This window comes from Streptomyces sp. NPDC026589, assembly GCF_040638385.1.
In the GTDB taxonomy this organism is placed as follows: domain Bacteria; phylum Actinomycetota; class Actinomycetes; order Streptomycetales; family Streptomycetaceae; genus Streptomyces.
On record NZ_JBEZYG010000001.1, the window covers coordinates 276,445 to 293,019 of the forward strand.

20 protein-coding genes and 1 pseudogene are annotated in these 16,575 nt (G+C 70.9%); 20 read left to right on the forward strand and 1 reads right to left on the reverse strand.

All coding sequences use genetic code 11. From position 1 onward, the window contains the following. The first annotated feature begins 3 nt into the window (after positions 1–3). From AB0F29_RS01235 to AB0F29_RS01285, 11 genes and pseudogenes are all read left to right on the forward strand, one after another. A complete protein-coding gene (locus AB0F29_RS01235) occupies positions 4–765 on the forward strand; it encodes a hypothetical protein (RefSeq protein ID WP_361866539.1) in 762 nt (253 codons plus the stop codon). Continuing rightward, positions 762–1,607, forward strand: coding sequence for a hypothetical protein (locus AB0F29_RS01240; protein ID WP_361866541.1), 846 nt, complete (start codon positions 762–764; stop codon positions 1,605–1,607). Before AB0F29_RS01235 ends, AB0F29_RS01240 begins: the two co-directional genes overlap by 4 nt. 22 nt (positions 1,608–1,629) lie before the next feature. Continuing rightward, a pseudogene (locus AB0F29_RS01245) lies at positions 1,630–2,010 on the forward strand (hypothetical protein); the annotation flags it as partial. Continuing rightward, entirely contained in the window at positions 2,010–2,813 is an 804-nt protein-coding gene (locus AB0F29_RS01250; RefSeq protein ID WP_361866542.1) for a DUF317 domain-containing protein, read from the forward strand. The pseudogene AB0F29_RS01245 and the gene AB0F29_RS01250, both read left to right, overlap by 1 nt. A 26-nt stretch (positions 2,814–2,839) precedes the next feature. Further along, positions 2,840–3,196: a hypothetical protein gene (locus AB0F29_RS01255; protein ID WP_361866543.1), complete on the forward strand. Its 357-nt coding sequence runs from the start codon at positions 2,840–2,842 to the stop codon at positions 3,194–3,196. Next, a complete protein-coding gene (locus AB0F29_RS01260) occupies positions 3,187–4,008 on the forward strand; it encodes a DUF317 domain-containing protein (RefSeq protein ID WP_361866544.1) in 822 nt (273 codons plus the stop codon). The genes AB0F29_RS01255 and AB0F29_RS01260 overlap by 10 nt, the downstream gene beginning before the upstream one ends. 73 nt (positions 4,009–4,081) lie before the next feature. Continuing rightward, positions 4,082–4,594 carry a hypothetical protein gene (locus tag AB0F29_RS01265; protein WP_361866546.1) on the forward strand — a complete coding sequence of 171 codons (513 nt, stop codon included), beginning with the start codon at positions 4,082–4,084 and terminating at the stop codon, positions 4,592–4,594. 2 nt (positions 4,595–4,596) lie between these two features. Then, on the forward strand, positions 4,597–5,367 hold the full coding sequence (locus tag AB0F29_RS01270; RefSeq protein WP_361866548.1) for a DUF317 domain-containing protein: 771 nt from the start codon (positions 4,597–4,599) through the stop codon (positions 5,365–5,367). Between the two features lie 32 nt (positions 5,368–5,399). After that, entirely contained in the window at positions 5,400–7,172 is a 1,773-nt protein-coding gene (locus AB0F29_RS01275) for a TraM recognition domain-containing protein (RefSeq protein ID WP_361866550.1), read from the forward strand. Between the two features lie 274 nt (positions 7,173–7,446). Next, positions 7,447–8,376: an alpha/beta hydrolase gene (locus AB0F29_RS01280; RefSeq protein WP_361866552.1), complete on the forward strand. Its 930-nt coding sequence runs from the start codon at positions 7,447–7,449 to the stop codon at positions 8,374–8,376. After that, the gene (locus AB0F29_RS01285) at positions 8,373–8,834 is read left to right on the forward strand and encodes a hypothetical protein (protein WP_361866554.1); all 462 of its coding nucleotides are present in this window, start codon (positions 8,373–8,375) and stop codon (positions 8,832–8,834) included. Before AB0F29_RS01280 ends, AB0F29_RS01285 begins: the two co-directional genes overlap by 4 nt. 596 nt (positions 8,835–9,430) lie before the next feature. Here the strand turns inward: AB0F29_RS01285 and AB0F29_RS01290 are convergent. Further along, positions 9,431–9,574: a hypothetical protein gene (locus tag AB0F29_RS01290; protein WP_361866556.1), complete on the reverse strand. Its 144-nt coding sequence runs from the start codon at positions 9,572–9,574 to the stop codon at positions 9,431–9,433. 40 nt (positions 9,575–9,614) lie between these two features. On the opposite strand from AB0F29_RS01290, the gene AB0F29_RS01295 reads away from it, so the two are divergent. The 9 genes from AB0F29_RS01295 (at position 9,615) to AB0F29_RS01335 (ending at position 16,516) form a co-directional block, all read left to right on the forward strand. After that, positions 9,615–10,454: a hypothetical protein gene (locus AB0F29_RS01295; RefSeq protein ID WP_361866558.1), complete on the forward strand. Its 840-nt coding sequence runs from the start codon at positions 9,615–9,617 to the stop codon at positions 10,452–10,454. After that, positions 10,451–11,176 carry a DUF317 domain-containing protein gene (locus tag AB0F29_RS01300; protein WP_361866560.1) on the forward strand — a complete coding sequence of 242 codons (726 nt, stop codon included), beginning with the start codon at positions 10,451–10,453 and terminating at the stop codon, positions 11,174–11,176. Before AB0F29_RS01295 ends, AB0F29_RS01300 begins: the two co-directional genes overlap by 4 nt. 31 nt (positions 11,177–11,207) lie before the next feature. Continuing rightward, positions 11,208–11,822 carry a hypothetical protein gene (locus tag AB0F29_RS01305; RefSeq protein ID WP_361866561.1) on the forward strand — a complete coding sequence of 205 codons (615 nt, stop codon included), beginning with the start codon at positions 11,208–11,210 and terminating at the stop codon, positions 11,820–11,822. 92 nt (positions 11,823–11,914) lie between these two features. Beyond that, positions 11,915–12,712 carry a tryptophan synthase subunit alpha gene (locus tag AB0F29_RS01310; protein WP_361867015.1) on the forward strand — a complete coding sequence of 266 codons (798 nt, stop codon included), beginning with the start codon at positions 11,915–11,917 and terminating at the stop codon, positions 12,710–12,712. Next, complete coding sequence (locus tag AB0F29_RS01315; RefSeq protein WP_361866562.1) at positions 12,705–13,028, forward strand: hypothetical protein; 324 nt, start codon at positions 12,705–12,707, stop codon at positions 13,026–13,028. Before AB0F29_RS01310 ends, AB0F29_RS01315 begins: the two co-directional genes overlap by 8 nt. Positions 13,029–13,037: 9 nt before the next feature. After that, the gene (locus tag AB0F29_RS01320) at positions 13,038–13,163 is read left to right on the forward strand and encodes a hypothetical protein (protein WP_361866563.1); all 126 of its coding nucleotides are present in this window, start codon (positions 13,038–13,040) and stop codon (positions 13,161–13,163) included. Positions 13,164–13,362: 199 nt separating this feature from the next. Beyond that, positions 13,363–14,124, forward strand: coding sequence for a hypothetical protein (locus AB0F29_RS01325; RefSeq protein ID WP_361866565.1), 762 nt, complete (start codon positions 13,363–13,365; stop codon positions 14,122–14,124). Beyond that, positions 14,121–15,392 carry a DNA cytosine methyltransferase gene (locus tag AB0F29_RS01330; RefSeq protein WP_361866566.1) on the forward strand — a complete coding sequence of 424 codons (1,272 nt, stop codon included), beginning with the start codon at positions 14,121–14,123 and terminating at the stop codon, positions 15,390–15,392. The genes AB0F29_RS01325 and AB0F29_RS01330 overlap by 4 nt, the downstream gene beginning before the upstream one ends. Continuing rightward, complete coding sequence (locus AB0F29_RS01335) at positions 15,392–16,516, forward strand: DnaB-like helicase N-terminal domain-containing protein (RefSeq protein WP_361866567.1); 1,125 nt, start codon at positions 15,392–15,394, stop codon at positions 16,514–16,516. Before AB0F29_RS01330 ends, AB0F29_RS01335 begins: the two co-directional genes overlap by 1 nt. The last annotated feature ends 59 nt before the right edge of the window (positions 16,517–16,575 follow it).

Sequence of the window (16,575 nt, forward strand, 5' to 3'; positions counted from 1 at the left end):
ACCATGTACGAACACCACGACACCTCAGAGCGCCTCGCCTCCTACGCCGACGTCCTCGCCGGCGAACTCCCCGACACCTGGACCAGCTCCCACCTCCCGCCGGACGCCAAGGACGACCTCGCCGAACTCGCCGACCGGATCTGGGACCTGGATCTGGTCGCTGCCTCCCTGGCCGAGCAGCCGCTCCAGCAAGCGGCCGTCCTGAGCCGCCCCGACGGCGCCCAGCTCGTCGTCCTGGACCGGCACGACGAGCGCGACGGGTTCCTCATCGCCGCCGTCGCCCCGCACGCCCTGCCCGACGAGGCGTACCGCGCCGTCCCCGAGCCCAACGGCATCGCCCTGGCGGACGATCCCTTCCTCAGTGCGGAGCAGGTCGCCGGCGACCTGCTCGCCCGCTACGACACCGCGCTCGCCCAGGTCCGGCACAACGCTCTGGGCGGCCTCCAGCCCTCCCAGGCGGACCGGGTCGTCCTGACCTGGCAGCCCGATGGGAGCGTCGCCACCGCGCCCGTCGACAACCGTGCCGGTGCGATCCTCATCGCCCACGGCTTCGACCAGGACCCGCAGAGCGGCATCTACCGCCTCAATGGCGACGACACCCAAGCGCAGGCCCGTGCCCTGCGCGAGATCGGCCCACAGCTGGAAGCGATCGGCATCGGGACCGGCCTTCAGCATCCCGCAGCCCGGACCCCTCCCACGTCCGCCCCGGCTTCCGTGCCGCCGGTTCCGGCGAGCACCCGCACGCCGGCAGCCCGCGGGCGATGAAGCAGACGGAGCCCGACTTCTGGGTGGTGGAGTACGCCACCACCACCCTGGATCCGCGCACCGACCTGGTCATCGCCATCGGCGGCACCGAGGAGGCGGCGGACATCCTCCAGCGAACGGGCGGGTTCCTCTCCGCTGCTGAGCCCCGGCCTCCCGGCGGCGTTGGACCCGGAGGAACGTACATGGCCAACCTGGCCGACGAATACGGCACGGATGTCGAGATCCACATCAAGGCCCTGACCACCACCATCCACGCCGACACGCCCACCGGAGCCCCGCCAGGCTGCACGACCTGCTGGAACAGCTCGGCCTGGAACGCCACGAATACCCCACGAGAGGACCGCTCTACATCTGGCACACGGTGCCCGAACACCTCGGTGCGGACGAGCAGAAGCACCTGGCGACCCGCGCCATCCCCGCCCTGCTCGTGGCCGGGTACGAAGTCAACTGCACGCCTGATGTCTTCGACGAAGCCGCCTACCGGCAGGCCGTGCGCGACTTCCGCACTCGTGCGGCCCGCCCTGCCACGCAGCATCCGGCACCGGCCGGCTCTCCCTCACGGCCCGCACCGGCTCACCACACCCCGTAAGCCCCCGGGCGGCCCCGGCATCGCGCCGGGGCCGCCCACCCAACCGCCCCAACTCCCGGAGAACCCCGTAGCAAGCCGCACACGCCCACAGATCAGCAACCGGCTCAAACCCCGCCTCGCGACCGCCCTGTTCCGCCGCTACCTGCGGGCCTGCATCCCCACCGGGCCCGACCGCACCTCCCCGCTGGCCGGTGCCCGCCCGGAGGGCGCCCTCGCGGAAACCCAGCGCGTCGGGCAGCGCCACCACCACTGACCGTCCACCGACCCGGAGGAGCATGTCCCACCCCACCCCCTACCCGGTGAGACTGGCCGACGAGATCACCCGCCAGCTCGGCCAGCTCGCCGACCACCTCTCCCAGCTCCCCCCGCCCCAGGCCGCGCGGGTCATCGCCCGCGTACTCGACCCGGACGCCGGAGTCCTCGGCGGCATCACCCACCTCGTCGCCACCGGCAGTGCGTTCGCCAAGGACCAGGCCGAACGCGGCGCCCTCCCCGCAGAGGTGTGGCTCGCCCTGGGCCGCGCCTCGAACGAACTGCACGACATCACCCTCGACCTGGACGAACACCAGGACACCCTGCGGCACGTCGGCACCCAGCCCGCCACCACCGCGGCAAAGCCCCCGGCGCCCGCACCGCTCGTCGTCCGGCGGCGCCGGTGGAGAAGAAGCAGTGGCCGGGCTGGGGGCCCAACGAGCAGGCCGAGCAGCACTACCTCGTCCAGCCCCGCACCCTCGCAGGCGGCGGCGACGTCCGGCACGTCTCGGAGTTCCTGCGCGCCTCGGGCTGGCGGGACAAGTCGAAGACCGGCGGCCCTCTGCACATGGAGAGTCCGGACCGCACCCTGCGTGTCGTCTACGACCCCTACGTCCTGCCCGGCGGGTGGACTATCCACGGAAGGGCGGACGGTGCGAACGGCGAGTGGTCGGCGCACCTGGGCCGGCAGACCCCGGTGGAGATCGTCGCCGGCCTGACCGACGCCGTCACCCGTCCCCGCTCCGCCCACGCCCCCAACGTCTGGGCGCCCTTCGAAGAGCAGGAGTGGGACATGCGTTTCGAGGGCGAGAACTACACGGCCACCAGCCCCGAGGGCACCGCGTGGATGCAGTACCACCAGAGCCCCGACGGCTCGGCAATGTGGTGGACCGGAGCGAAAGACAAACAGGGCAACGGCTGGACGGCCAACTTCACGCCGAACACCCCGATGCACCTCGTGCAAGCCTTCTCGACCGAACTCGCCCGACCTGATCCCGTGATGCGCCCGCGCGGACGCGTCCCCCTGAGCGCGCAGATCCGTACCTGGTCGGTCTCCGTCAAGCCCTCCCAGCTCAGTGCTTGGCAGCAGGCCCGCATCACGGCCGCCCGAGCCGCCACCTGGGCCCGAACCAGCGCCCAAAGCGCCCGGCCGCGCACCAGCGCCCGCCCCTATACCCCGGCCGGCGGCGCACGCACCCGCCGCTGAACCACCGCCCCGCTCCAAGGAGACCGATGCCCGCACTCACCCCGGACACCATCCGCACCCTGACCGAAACGCTGGCAGACCTCACCGACTACCTGCGCGGGGACCCCGACCCCGAGGAGGCCCTCGCGCTCGTCGAACCGCTCCTCGACGAGTACACCGGACTGCCGGTCCAGCTCGCCGACACCCTGCGCGCGCTCGCCCGCGCCGTACAGGACAACCCGGCCACGCCGCGCACCGCGCCGGTCGACCTTCTGATCACCGAACTGCGCACGGCCGCCTGGGAGCTGGCCGACCGGCACACCCTCCACTATGCCCTCGACGATCTCCGCGACCTGTACGGCAGTTCCCCGACGAGCGAGGAAGGGTGCTGCTGGTGCCGCTGAGCGAACGGCAGCTCGCCGCCTTCGCCGACAAGCACGCCTGGCAGATCCCGTTCGACACCAGCCCACGCCACCTCGCCGGCCCCGGAGATGCCCGCCACGTCACCCACGGCCTGGCCGCCGCCGGATGGAGCACCGTCTCCGACCCCCTGAGCGCCGAGATCGTCCTGCGCAGCCCCGACCTTCGCCACAGCCTCCAGTTCGACCCGCAGTCCGCCACCTCCGCATGGTGGCGGCTGCGGGCCGAGCCCACCGACGACAAACCCAGCTGGTACGCCGAGTTCGGGGAACTCGTGCCCACCGAGGTCCTCGCCGGCTTCACAGACGCTCTCATCAGCCCACCGTCGCAACCGACCGACCCGTGGCAACCGGTGACTGCGGCGGGATGGCACCACGACTCAGAGGGCACAGCGCGTTCACCGGACGCCATGTGTCACCTCGAACGGCGCCCGTTGAACGAATTCCACGACCGGCTGTCCTGGCACGTCGAGACCCGTGAGCCCGGCCACGGGGAGTTCTCCGGGCCGCGTCTCTGGCACGCCTACTTCGACGAGCACGTCCCCGCCCACCTGGTCGGCTCGTTCCTCACCGCACTTGCCGAACGTAGTCCGCTCCAGCGCGGCATGTACGACCGCACTGGCCACTACAGCGCCGTACACGAGCCCAGCGCACTGCGCCCGCAGCAGGTGGTCGACGCCCACACCACACGGATCAACTCTCTCCGCGCGCAGGCACGCTCCGCCCGCCGGCAGCAGACGAAACCCGCGACGACTCCGGCGAAGGCCACCACCGTGCACCAGACCGCCCGCCTCTGAATGGACAGGACTGCACCTTATTCCCGCCAACCACCACGCACACCGCGACGTCCTCCGCCACCTCGACCATTACGTGCGCGACAGCAAGAAGATCCTCGACGCCTGGGACGTCTACTCCGACGAGCACACCGACCTCGACGGCTGGCCCCACGACGACCACGCCTACGGCATACGCGCCAGCCAGCGCGACGCCGACACCGCCGAGGCGTTCGAGCCGCTGCGCTACGGCGCCCGCCATCTGCTGGCCACGGCAGAGACCCAGCTGGCCCAACTGCCGGAGAACACGGTGCAGGGCCGCTGGGTCAACCAGTTGGGCGTCCTGCGCGATGCCCTGGACCGGCTGGACGACCTGCACGAGCAGTGGCTGGAAACCCGAGACGCCCTCCCCGCCACCGCCAAGGCCGGCACCGCCGACTTCGACGACGCTCTCGCCGAGCACCACGCCGAATCGTGGAGCTACCTCGACGACTGGGCCACCCACGGCAAGGCGGTCCGGGAGGTCAACACTGCTGCTCGCAAGGCACGTTCGCCGCTGGCCCCCGTCCCGGTCCCCGCGTCGGCCCGGCGCACTGCGGCACGGAAGTGAACATGCCCCCGACTCCCGCAACCGTCGAGGTCGACTTCATCGCGCCCCATCACCTCGCGGGCGGCGGTGACCCCGCCTGGGTCACCGTCCCGCTCCATCGGGCCTGCGGCTGGAGTCACGGCAACGACCCCTTGATGCCGCGCGTCCTGCTCTCCAGCCCCGACCAGAAGACCCTCCTGCGCCTGGAGCCCGTCCCCGACGGGCAGTGGTGGACGCTCACCCACGCCCCGGAGCCCGGCCGGCCCGCCTGGTACGCGAGCTTCGGCGGCCACACCCCGGTGGAGCTGATCGCCGCCTTCACCGACGCCCTCACCGACTCGGCTCCCGCGGACTCTGTGTCTGATCCGTACGAGGCGCTCGCCGATGCCAACTGGTGCCCGGTGTACGGGAGGAAGGGCATCGTCTCGCCCGACGGCACCGCCCGGATCGAACGCGTCGTCGCCCGCAGCACCGATCACTGGGTCGCCACCACCGCCATCGGCGACCGCACTGTGTGGCAGGCCCGGTTCGGCGAACACACCCCACCGCGCCTGATCACGGCGTTCACCACTGCCCTGGCCGACAGGCACCCCGTGGCCCGTACGGACAGCCCACACGGACTCTCAGCCCTCACCCCGGGCCTCGTCACCCGCAGAGCCACCGAGGTGCCCGCGGTGCTCGTCGCCTCCGCTCTCGAAGAACGCGTCCTCTCCCTGGCCGCCCGCCACTCCGCCCCTGGGCCGGCACAGCGACCAGCGCAACCGGCGCCGCCCGCGAACGGCCGCAGTCGCTGAACCCACCGCCCCCGCCCGGAAGTACGTAGCCCTTGCCCCCTTCCTCCTCCAACAACACCGACGGGTACGACCTCGTCCTGCGCCTCATGCTCGGCGTGCTCGCCGTCGTCCCCCTGTCCCACCTTGCCTGGCTGTCCGGCAACATCACCGCCCACCTCACCGGAGGCACCTGGGCGAGGTATCAGCCGACCGATGCACTGCTCCATCCCGAGCAGGTCTGGCCCGGCGCAGGGGAAACGTCCCTGCTGATCGGCGCCCGCATCGTCCCCGTCGTCCTGCTCCTGGCCCTCGGGACCGGGGCAGGCGTCCTGTGGGCCCGTCACAAGAACCGGAGCGGCGGCCGAAAGAAGATCACCGACATGGCCAAGGCCCGGGACATCGAGCCGCTGATGGCCAAGGCGATCACCTACAAAGCCCGCTCCCTGCGCCCCAGCCTGAAGAACAGCAAGCACATTGCGGCGAAGGACACCGGGATCCTCCTGGGCAACCTGCAGGGCAGCCGTCACGAGGTACGGATGGGATTCGAGGACGTCGCCGTCGCGATCATGGCGCCCCGGTCCGGGAAGACCACCTCGCTCGCCATCCCCTCCATGCTCAGCGCCCCCGGGCCGGTCCTGCTCACGTCGAACAAGGCCGCCGGTGACGCCTTCACCACCGCTTACGAGGCGAGGGCACAGGCGGGGGCGGTGTGGACCATGGACCCGCAGCAGATCGCCCACGCCGCCCGCGAGATGTGGTGGAACCCCCTCGCCACCGCGAAGAGCCTCGACGGCGCCGGCCGACTGGCCGGCCACTTCCTCGCCGCGAGCGTCGATGCGAGCGCGCAGGGCGACTTCTGGTCGAAGGCCGGCAGCAACATCCTGAGCCAACTGCTCCTGGCCGCCGCGCTCGACGAGCGCCCGATCACCGACATCATGCAGTGGCTGGCCTTCCCCGCCGACCGCACCCCGCTCGACGTCCTCCGCGACCACGGCTTCGCCGCCGTCGCCGCCCAGCTCAAGGGCACCGTGGAGGGGCCGCCCGAGACGAGGGACGGCATTTTTGAGACCGCCCGCCAGTACGCCGCCGCCCTGCTCAACTCCGAGATCGCGGCCTGGGTGACCCCGCAGAAGGACGTCGCCGAGTTCCGGCCCGCCGACTTCGTCACCTCCACCGACACCCTGTTCCTGCTCAGCAAGGACGGCGGAGGCGGCGCCTCGGCGCTGATCGCAGCGTGCGCGGACTCGGTGATGCGGGCCGCCACTGCCCAGGCCGAACGCGCAGGAGGTCGCCTCGACCCACCCATGATCGCGATCCTCGACGAGGCCGCCAACGTCTGCAAGATCTCGGACCTGCCGGACTTGTACTCCCATCTCGGCAGCCGCGGCATCATCCCGATCACCATCCTCCAGTCCTATCGCCAGGGCCAGAAGGTGTGGGGCGACGCGGGCATGGACGCCATGTGGAGCGCCTCGACCGTCAAGGTGATCGGTTCCGGAATCGACGACCCCGACTTCGCGGACAAGCTGTCCCGCCTAATCGGCGACCACGACGTGGAGACCACGTCCACCTCGCACTCGGACTCCGGGAAGTCGACCTCGGTGAGCATGCGGCAGGAGCGGATCCTGCCCGCCGACGCGATCCGCGCCCTGCCAAAGGGAACCGCGCTCTGCTTCGCCACCGGCATGCGAGCCGCGATGCTCGACCTTCGGCCTTGGTACCGGGAGCCCGGCGCCGACGCACTATCCGCAGCCTCCGCCCGGGCATCGAAGGCCATCACCGCACGGGCCATCGCCAAACTCGACGACCACGGCGCCAGCGCGTAACTCTCAGCCAGTCCACCGCCCTGCGCGCCCCGGGCCTCCGCATCGCGAACGGTGCTCACGGGCCTGCTGAAAGAAGAGGTCCACCGCACCCCTCGACGGGCGGCGCGCGCTCGGGCGCCAGGGTTCCCCGGCGGAGCGGAGCCGCCCCTGCCACACGTCGGCTCGCTGAGCGGCATCCACGCCAAGTCCCCCCTTTCCAAGGAAGTCCTGCCATTAGTCCGACACCCTGCCCCACCCACACGCGCCACCTCTCCGTCTGCCCGACGGTGCGAAGGTGGCCGCCTATCTCGACGGACCGGCCGACGCACCCGTCACCGTCCTTCTGGTTCACGGGCTGTCCGTCACCGCCGACCTGTGGCGCCTGCACAGCCGGGCGCTCACCGACCAGGGCATGCGGGTGGTGCGCTACGACCAACGTGCACACGGCCGCTCGACCCGGGGAACAGCCCGGATCACGCTGGAGCTCCTCGCCGAGGACCTGGCCCACGTCATCGAACGCCTCGCCCCGCACGGTCCGCTGGTCCTGGCCGGCCACTCGATGGGAGGCATGATCCTGCAGACCCTGACGACGTTCCGCCCGGACCTTCTGCCCCGCATTCAAGGACTCCTGCTGGTCTCCACGCCCGACGGGCCCGTCACCACCCGCCCGCAGCCCGGTCTGCGTACCCGCTTCCTGGGCTGGGGCCGTGACCTCCTCGCTGTCGCCTGCACCCGCAGCCCTTCCACCGTGGACCTGATGCGGCGCCGTCTGCCCCGTTCCAGCCCTTGGGCCCTGATCACCCCCTCCGATCACTCCAGTGACGGTGGCACCCCCCTCGCGTGCCGGCGCGGCCTGCACCACACCGCCACCAGCGACATCGCCGCTTTCTGGCACGCACTTGCGATCAGTGGCGCCCGCCCGGTCGAGGGGCTACGCGTCCTCGGTCCGCGCCTGACCCTCCTGGCCGGGGCTGTGGACGCCCACGTTCCTGCACGCCATACACGTGCCCTCGCCCAACGAGTTCCCAGGCACGGTTCGTTGTCGCCGACCATGCCACCCACGCGCTGCCCATCCGCCATCCCCAGCTGGTCGTCGAGCACCTCACCCGATCCGCGCCGTCGGACGAACGCCGGACCCGTCCGTGAGGAAACCAACCGTCGGCGCGGAACCCCACGCCTGGAGATGACCTGCACACCTACGACCCTCACGACCTCGAAGACATGACCGCACTCGACGCCGTAGACGCCGTGACCGCGGACATCCGCGACCACCGCATCACCGTGGACGGCACCGGCCTGTTCAACGTGATGCGACACATCGGCCTGCTGTGTCACCTCACCGCGCGCATGGCCGCCGACGCCGAGTACCAGCTCACACCGAACGTCGCCGACCTCCCGCCCGCCAAGAATCTCGGTGCGAGCGCCGGCCATCTCGGGCAGGCAGTCGCCCACTACAGCCAGGCAGTCGCCCCGCTCATCACCCTCACCACCACGGCGCGGGACACGCTCCAGCAGAAGCTCGACGCATTCGGTCACCACAGCAGCCTGCGGATCCACCTCGACGGCGGCAGCCGGGCCCTGGCCGCCGCCCGTACCGCACTGGAAGCGCAGCAGCCCCTCACTGCCGCGAGCGCACCCGCCCCAGCTCCGCGGCAGGCTCCGACGATCCGGCGGCGAGCGTGACGACACCGCCCGCTGAGGGCCTCCTGTTTGACGTTGCGGCCCCGCCGTCTCCGGTCGAACGGCTGCTGCAGCTCGCCGACCAGTACGTACAGCACAACGACATGCTCGACCGGCTCCTGCGAGCCGGGCCGCCTCCGCCCAACGCCCATGTCGCATCGGCCCGGCAACTCGCTGCCGCGACCCGCACCGCCCTCGAAGGAATCACCGACGAACGGCTCTTCCAAAGTCAGGACCTGTCGGACGCCATGGTCCGTCTCCGCCAAGTCGCCTTCCTGAGCGTCGCTTCCACCGAGCAACAGCTCCCGATGGCCCGCACGCTGACCTCCCTGGCACCTGAGGCGGCCACCGGCTGCGCGGACACTGTCGCCCGAGAACTCCGGCGCCGCCGTGGGCCTTCGACCGACGCTGGCGACCACCGGCTGACCAGTGCGCACCGCACGGCCCTGTGGGAGATCGCCTGCGGAAACGTCGTGGCGACCAGTTCTCTGGGCCGGCAGTACGTCCACTACCGCGACGAGCGCATCCTGATCGGCACCCTGCGGTCACTGGAAGGCAAACGGACTCGCGGAGCGTGTCCCGAAGTCCGCGCCTTCGGCCTACGTGGGCGGACCGCTCCAGGACCGCATCCGCCTCACCGCCGCCGGCGCCACCGCCTTGGCCGCCGCCATCAGCAGCCCTCCTGCCAGCAGAGCGCCCGGCACCGCGCCCGCGCCCGTTCCCGCCGCCGCGAGAACGGCCACCCGAAGCCGCTGACCGATCCTCCCGGAGCCACACCACCCCATGCCCGCGACCGACCTGACAGAACAAGCAAACCAACTGCGTTCCCTCGCACGCGACTTCGACGCTCTGCACGCCTGCGTCCGAGATGTCTCTTACACGCCCGGCACCGACGCGCTTCGCCGGATCAGCCCTCTCCTACTCAAGACCCAGCAGCTGACGGCCACCACCCTCGTCCGCCTGGGCGCACTCGACAACAGCGCTTACACCAGCATCGCCGGCAGTCGCGCCAGCCTGGAGCGCCTGTCCTCAGTCGTGGTCGCCTCCTCCCTGGCCGGCCAGGACCTCGCCAGCGCGCTGTACGCCAACCCCTACGACGGTGCGCCATTCCCCGGCTACCCCGCCGACGACGCATCCGTGCGGACGGCTCGCCACGCCGAAGCCATCCCGAGGATCACCGGCCACCTCGCGGACGCCGCCCACCATCTCGTACTGAGCGCGACCGGCTGCCACTACGTCGCCACCGGTATCACCCGCGACCTCGCCGCCGCGCGGGAAGCAACGGCCACCTCTCAGAGGGCGGCCGGCCCCGCACTGTCCGACACCCAGTACGACGCGCTCAAGACCTTCTCCGCCGGCACGTGCCGACTGTACGAGACGAGGCCGGGCATGATTCGCGTCTACACCGACGATGGTGCCCGCGTCTCGATGGCCACGTTTCGGGCCCTGACCAAGCGGGGGTTCATCGACAGGAACACCAGCACCTCACTGTTCCGCGGGCAGAAGATCACCGTCACCGCAGAAGGGCAGCAGGCCCTCGCCAGGCCACGCCCCCCAGGCACAACCGCGACCCCCGCGAAGGCCGCCCCCAAGCCTCCTACGGCACAGAGAGCACGCCGGTGACGCGCTTTCAGCCCCAGGACCGTGTCCTGGTCTCCCCACGACATCTGGCAGGCGCCGGGATCGACCGGCTCGCCGACGCGGTCGGACCACTGATCCACCTCTTCGGCTGGCCGAGTGAGAACGAACGCGCCAGCGGACGCATCACCGTGAGCAGCCCGGACGGCAGCCTGTTCGTAAACCTCAACTCCCGCCATACACAGGGTCAGTGGTGGACCATCTCCCACCACGAGCCGTTCTGGGAAGCCCGGTTCACCCGGCAGACCCCGGTCGAGGCCATCGCCGCCGTCACCCAGGCCCTGCCCCAGCTGAACGGTGACGACCGCCACGTCGAGCGGATCCCGCTCACGAGCAGCACTCTCGCGCAGATCGCCGACCTGAATCACTGGAGCGGCGACGCCACCACCTACACCTCGCCCGACGGCCACTGCCGCATGCAGCACACCCTCGGAGACGAGCACGTGTGGCGATTCCGGCATCACGTGTACGACGGCTTCGATACGCATTGGGACGCCTCCTTCACCCAGGACACTCCTGAACGGATCGTCGTCCAGTTCTTCGCCCATCTCGCGACGACCGCCCCGGTCGAGCGTGCTTTCCGTGACGTCCCCTACCTCGTGCAGGACCTGGACGACGCGCTCATCACGCCCGTCCGCGGAGCCGCCGTGAATCCGCACGTCGCCCATGCAGGTGCCCAGCTCGACCGTGCCGTGCGCCGCCGCTGACCCCGCCCTCGAACGGAACGCTCCGCCCTCGATGAATAGCCCGACCGCGCCCGCGGAGCACCTCCTGCTCCTGGCTTCCGACTTCACCCGCCACAACGATGCCCTGCCCCGGCTCAGCCTGACCGGCTCCAGCCCCGCCACGGCCCTCACCCACCAGACCGCCCTCACCCAGCATCTGGCCGATTCGGCGCTGCACATCGTGGACATTCTCAACGTGCAGTCGATGTACCACAGCCCGGCGATCCGCACCGTGTACGCGCGGGTGCGGCAGCTCGCCCACCTGGCCACCGACGCGGCCGACCACCTCCTGGACGCCGTGGACATCCTTGACGAGACCCGCGCCGGGATCCCCGTCCAGGGCGAGGGCCCGCTCCTGACCTACGAGCAGGCCCTCGGTGAGGCCGGCAGCCGCCTCGTCCTCGTACGGGACCTGACCGCACTCGGTGCCCCCGACGCCCTGACGACCGCCGATCTGTTCGTCACCGAGCGACGCCGGCGGGGCGTTCACCCGCTGCATCAGCCGCCTGCGCTGTCGCCCGCGCAGGACGCCGCCCTGCGCGCCGTCGCGCAGGGCGCGTTGCTCCCGCCTTCAGCGACCGGCCTGCCAAGGACACCCCGCCCGGCCTGCGAACCACTCATGGCCTGAGCACCACCGCTCCCGTGGCCTCTCCGCCATCCCCGGCCACACGCCACCGCTGACCTGCGGCAGCAGCCCTCCCCGCCGAGAAAGGCCACCTCCTGGCCACCGCCGACTCCCTCCACAACCTACTCACCCAATCCCAGTGCGCGCTGGGCGTGTTCGTCCCTGCCGGGCTGCACCCGCCCCACGCCGAGCGCCTCCATCTCGACCAGATCGCACGGGCAGGCACCTCCCTGTTCGAGATCGGGCTCGCCCACGATGACGCCAACCTCGACGGACACGTTATCCAGGGGGCCTACCGCCGCGCCCTGCGCCGCGGGAACGTCCTCGACCACACCCTCCGCACCGTCGAGCACGCTGCGGGCCTTCGACCGACCGTCGTCATGACGTACTGGGAACCCGTCCATCGGTACGGCCCCGAACACCTGGCCCGCCTGTTCGCCGATGCCGGTGCCGCTGGCGTGATGCTCGTCGACCTGCCCGACCACCAGGCAACCCGCTGGCAGGCAGCAACCACGGACGCGGGCCCTCACGCACCTCGTCTCGTCCCACGTCACAGCGCCGGCACCGACCTCGCCCGTGTGGCCTCCCTGGCATCGGGATGGCTCTACGCACCCGCAAGCACGGCGCCCACCGGCTACCGCGGCCCGCTCGACATCACGGCGCTCGCCGACTTCGCCGAGCACCTGCGCGCCGCGAGCCCACTGCCTGTGGTCTCGGGCGTGGGGCTCTCCACCCCAGCCCTCGCAGCACGCGTCGCGCCTCTGGTGGACGCCGTCGTCATCGGCACCCCCATCGTCCGCGCCCTGACCACCGACCCCGGTCAAGCCCCCGCACTGGCCGCCTCGTTCGCCCAGGCCCTGACGCCGAACACCTTCACGGAGACCCGTGCCTGACCGCTTCGCCCCGGCCCAGATCCTCGACCGGATCACGACTGACACCCTCGCCCTGCACCGGGCGCTCCGCACCCCCGCTCCCGATCACGCAGCCGCACTGCCCGCCCGGATCGCCGACGCTCAAGAACTGGCCGGCGCCGCCCTGCGGTTGTTCCTTGAACTCGCCGAGCACACGCCGCACCCCTCGTCCACGGACCTGCTGCTCCTCGAACGGATCGCGCAGATCGCCGGAGCCGCCCAGGACGCGGCGGCCGAGCTGAGTGCCGCCGTTGCCCGCGCCGTGGAGAACCGGCGCCGGCGAGCCGAAGCCGCATAAGGACGGGTCGTGCTCATCGGTCCCTCACCAGAGCAGTTCATCGAGTCGGCCATCGACCTCCTCGACCGCATTCCCGCCCTCTACCGCGCCATACACCGCGACCGGCTGATCCCGCTTACAGATCAGCCGCACTGAGGGCACACCCTCGAATTCCCCACCTCCAGGACAGACCATTTCAGATACTCCTCAGTTCCGCGCCCTTTCTCTGGGTGCGGGAGTTCAGTCCAGTACCCTCCTCGCCCTGTCGGCTGAGGGGCTTCTCCCCAGGGTCGACTACGCGATTTTTGCCGACACCGGATGGGAACCCGAAGCGGTTTACACCCACCTCGACCGCATGGAAGAGGATGTGGCCAAGCCCGCCGGAATTCCCATCGTGCGCGTGTCGTCCGGAAACATTCGCAGTGACGCCCTGAACCCACATCACCGATTCGCATCGATGCCCCTCCATATCCTCAACAAGGACGGGCGACCTGGGATGACCCGAAGGCAGTGCACGGGCGAATATAAGATAAAGCCAATAAAGCAGAAGGTTCGCGAACTGCTCGGGCACCCCTATCCTTCGCGCATTCCCAAGGGGGTATTCGTCGAGCAGTGGGTGGGAATCTCCACCGACGATTTCCACCGGGCCAAGGATGCCGACGTCAAGTACATGCGCAACCGGCACCCCCTTCTGGACATGTCTTGGAGTCGGGCCGACTGCGTTCGATACCTGACCTCGCTCGGGCTTGCCGATACGCCGAAATCGAGTTGCCTCGGATGCCCATTCCACGGAAATGCGCAGTGGCGGCATATCAGGGACACCTCTCCGTCCGAGTGGGCGGATGTCGTCGAATTCGACGCCGCCATCCGACAGGGCAATGCCCGCGCCACCGCATCGGGTAGCCAACTGCTCGGCGAGGCATTCCTGCACCGCTCCCGCGTTCCCCTGGACCAGGCCCCTATCGACCATGTCACCGCAGCCGAACGGGCAGCGCTGCGCATCGGGGCAGACGAGGCCGACGTACTGGAGAACGGCGTCGAGGACGGCTGCTCGCCCTGGGCGTGCCGCGGTGACGCCGACGCACTGAGCCGGGACGACCTCGGGCTGGCCACGTGATACTCGACCTATTCGCCGGTCCCGGCGGCTGGAGCAGTGCGCTGCATGTCCTCGGCGTACGCGACGTCGGGCTGGAATGGGACCAGTGGGCGTGCAAGACCCGTGCTGCGGCTGGCCAGTTGACCATCCGTACCGACGTGGCGATGTATCCGACGCACCCCTTCATCGGCCGCACCCGGGGTGTGATCGCCTCTCCGCCGTGTCAGGCGTGGAGCATGGCCGGCAAGCGTCTGGGCCTGCGCGACCAGCCGCTGGTGCACGCGGCGGTCAAGGACCTCGCCCTCGGACGCGACACCCGCGCACGCCTCCTCGCCGCCTGCCGTGACGAGCGGTCCCTGCTCGCGGCCGAGCCGATGCGTTACCTGTACGCCCTGAACACGGTCGGCGAGCCCGACTGGGTCGCCATGGAGGAAGTGCCGGACGTCCTGCCGCTGTGGAAGCAGTACGCGGCTGTCCTGCGCGGGTGGGGGTTTTCCGTCTGGTACGGGATCCTCAACGCCGCCGACTTCGGCGTTCCGCAGACCCGGAGGAGGGCGATCCTCCTGGCCTCCCGCGTCCGTACGGCGCAGCCGCCCACACCTACGCACGCTCACCTAGCTGAGCCTGACTCGCTGTTCGGGCCGGGCCGCGCCCGTTGGGTGAGCATGGCCGAGGCTCTTGGGTGGGGTGCGACCGACCGGCCTGTTCCCACCGTCTGCGCTGGTGGCGGCCCCGGGGGTGGGCCCGAGCCCTTCCCTTCGGGCTCCCGAAAGGCGCTCTCCGACGCCCGGGAGAGGGGCACTTGGACGCCCCGGGCGGACGGTGTAGTTCTGCAGTCCCGCCGCGAAGGCGCAGGATGGGCGGCCCGGCACTGTGTCCGTGAGAACCGGGCTACCGACGCTCCGGCGCCGACGTTCACCGCCGAGGCGCACCGCTGGTCCTGGTCCCTGCGCAGCAACAACCAGGCCAACGCCACCGTCCGTTCACTGTCGGATCCGGCGGGCACGTTGTTCTTCGGTCACCGGGCGAACGAGTGCACCTGGGTCGCCGAACCGGCTCCCGTCGCGGCGGAGGCCGCGGATACACGGGTGGTGCCGGAGCCGATCCGGATCACCGCCCGCGAGGCCGGGCTTCTGCAGACCTTCCCGGCCGACTACCCCTGGGCCGGCAACAAGGGCCAGCAGTTCTCCCAGATCGGCAACGCCGTACCCCCGCTGCTCGCCGGCCACCTCCTCGCCCCGCACCTCGGCGTCGCTCTCGACCCGAACGACTTCACCCTCGCCGCCTGATGTCCCGCGCCCGCGAACCCGACGAAAACGACCTCGGCGCCATTACACCGCCGCAGCCGGTGTTCCACGTCGAGCAGGCCCTGCTCGGCGCCCTCCTCCTCGATCCCCACCGACTCGGCGACGTCACCGGGATCGCCGCCGACTCCTTCTCCACCGCCGCGCACGCCGCCCTTTACTCCGCGATCAGCACCCTGCCGCCGCCCGACCCCGCCGAGCACGCGAAGAACACCAAATGGCTCGACCGCGTCCTCGCCACGGGACGCGAGCAGGCGCGCGGCCTGACCGCCTCCTACGTCCACACCCTCATCCAGGTCTGCCCCTGGCCCCGCCACGCACCGGCCTACGCCCGCATGGTCGAGGCCGAACACGCCCGCCGCCGCTTGCAGACGGCCGCAGAACGCCTCGTCAAGACGGTCCACGACGTCTCCCTCCCGCACCCCGTCAAGACGGTGCTCGCCGAGGCCGATGCCCTCGGCGCAGTCGTGGACAACATCGCGAGCCGCTTCCCGCCCCGCGCCGGAGTGCTGCCCCGCGCCGCGGTACCACCGCCGCGGGTCGCGCCCGATCGCAGCGAGGCAGTCGAGGAGGAACAGCTCCTGCTCGCCACCGCCACCGCCCGACCCGAGGACATCGATTCCGTGCGGTGGCTGCTCCCCGACGACCTCACCCTGCCCTTGCACGCCGGCCTGTGGCAGTGCCTGACCGCCCTCGCCTTCCGCCACGAGGCCGTCGACCCCGTCACCGTCCTGTGGGAGGCCCAGCAGCGCGGTCTCCTCGACGGCAGAAGCGAACCCCGCGACGTGATCCGCCTGCTGGCCGAACCAGCCGGCTCCCTGGACTACTGGGGCGAGCGCACACTGCAGCGCTCCCTCCTCGCCACCGCCGACCAGGCCGGCCGGCGCATCGAGGCATACGCCGGCGACCCGGCGAACACCCCCTTCCAGCTCGTCGTCGGCGCCCGCCGCTCCCTCGCCGACATCGCCGCCATCCGCACCCGCTGGCAGCACGCCACCGGGCCGGTGCCGACGCGACGACCTCGACGTGCGCCACCCACTCGTGCCGGGCCGCCAACGACCACCGCCGCCATCGCGCACACCGCCCGCGCCGCGCGAGCCACCCGATAGCACCCCGCAGACGCCGGTGGCCGGACCCGAAGACCCGGCCACCGGCAGAAGAGACGACG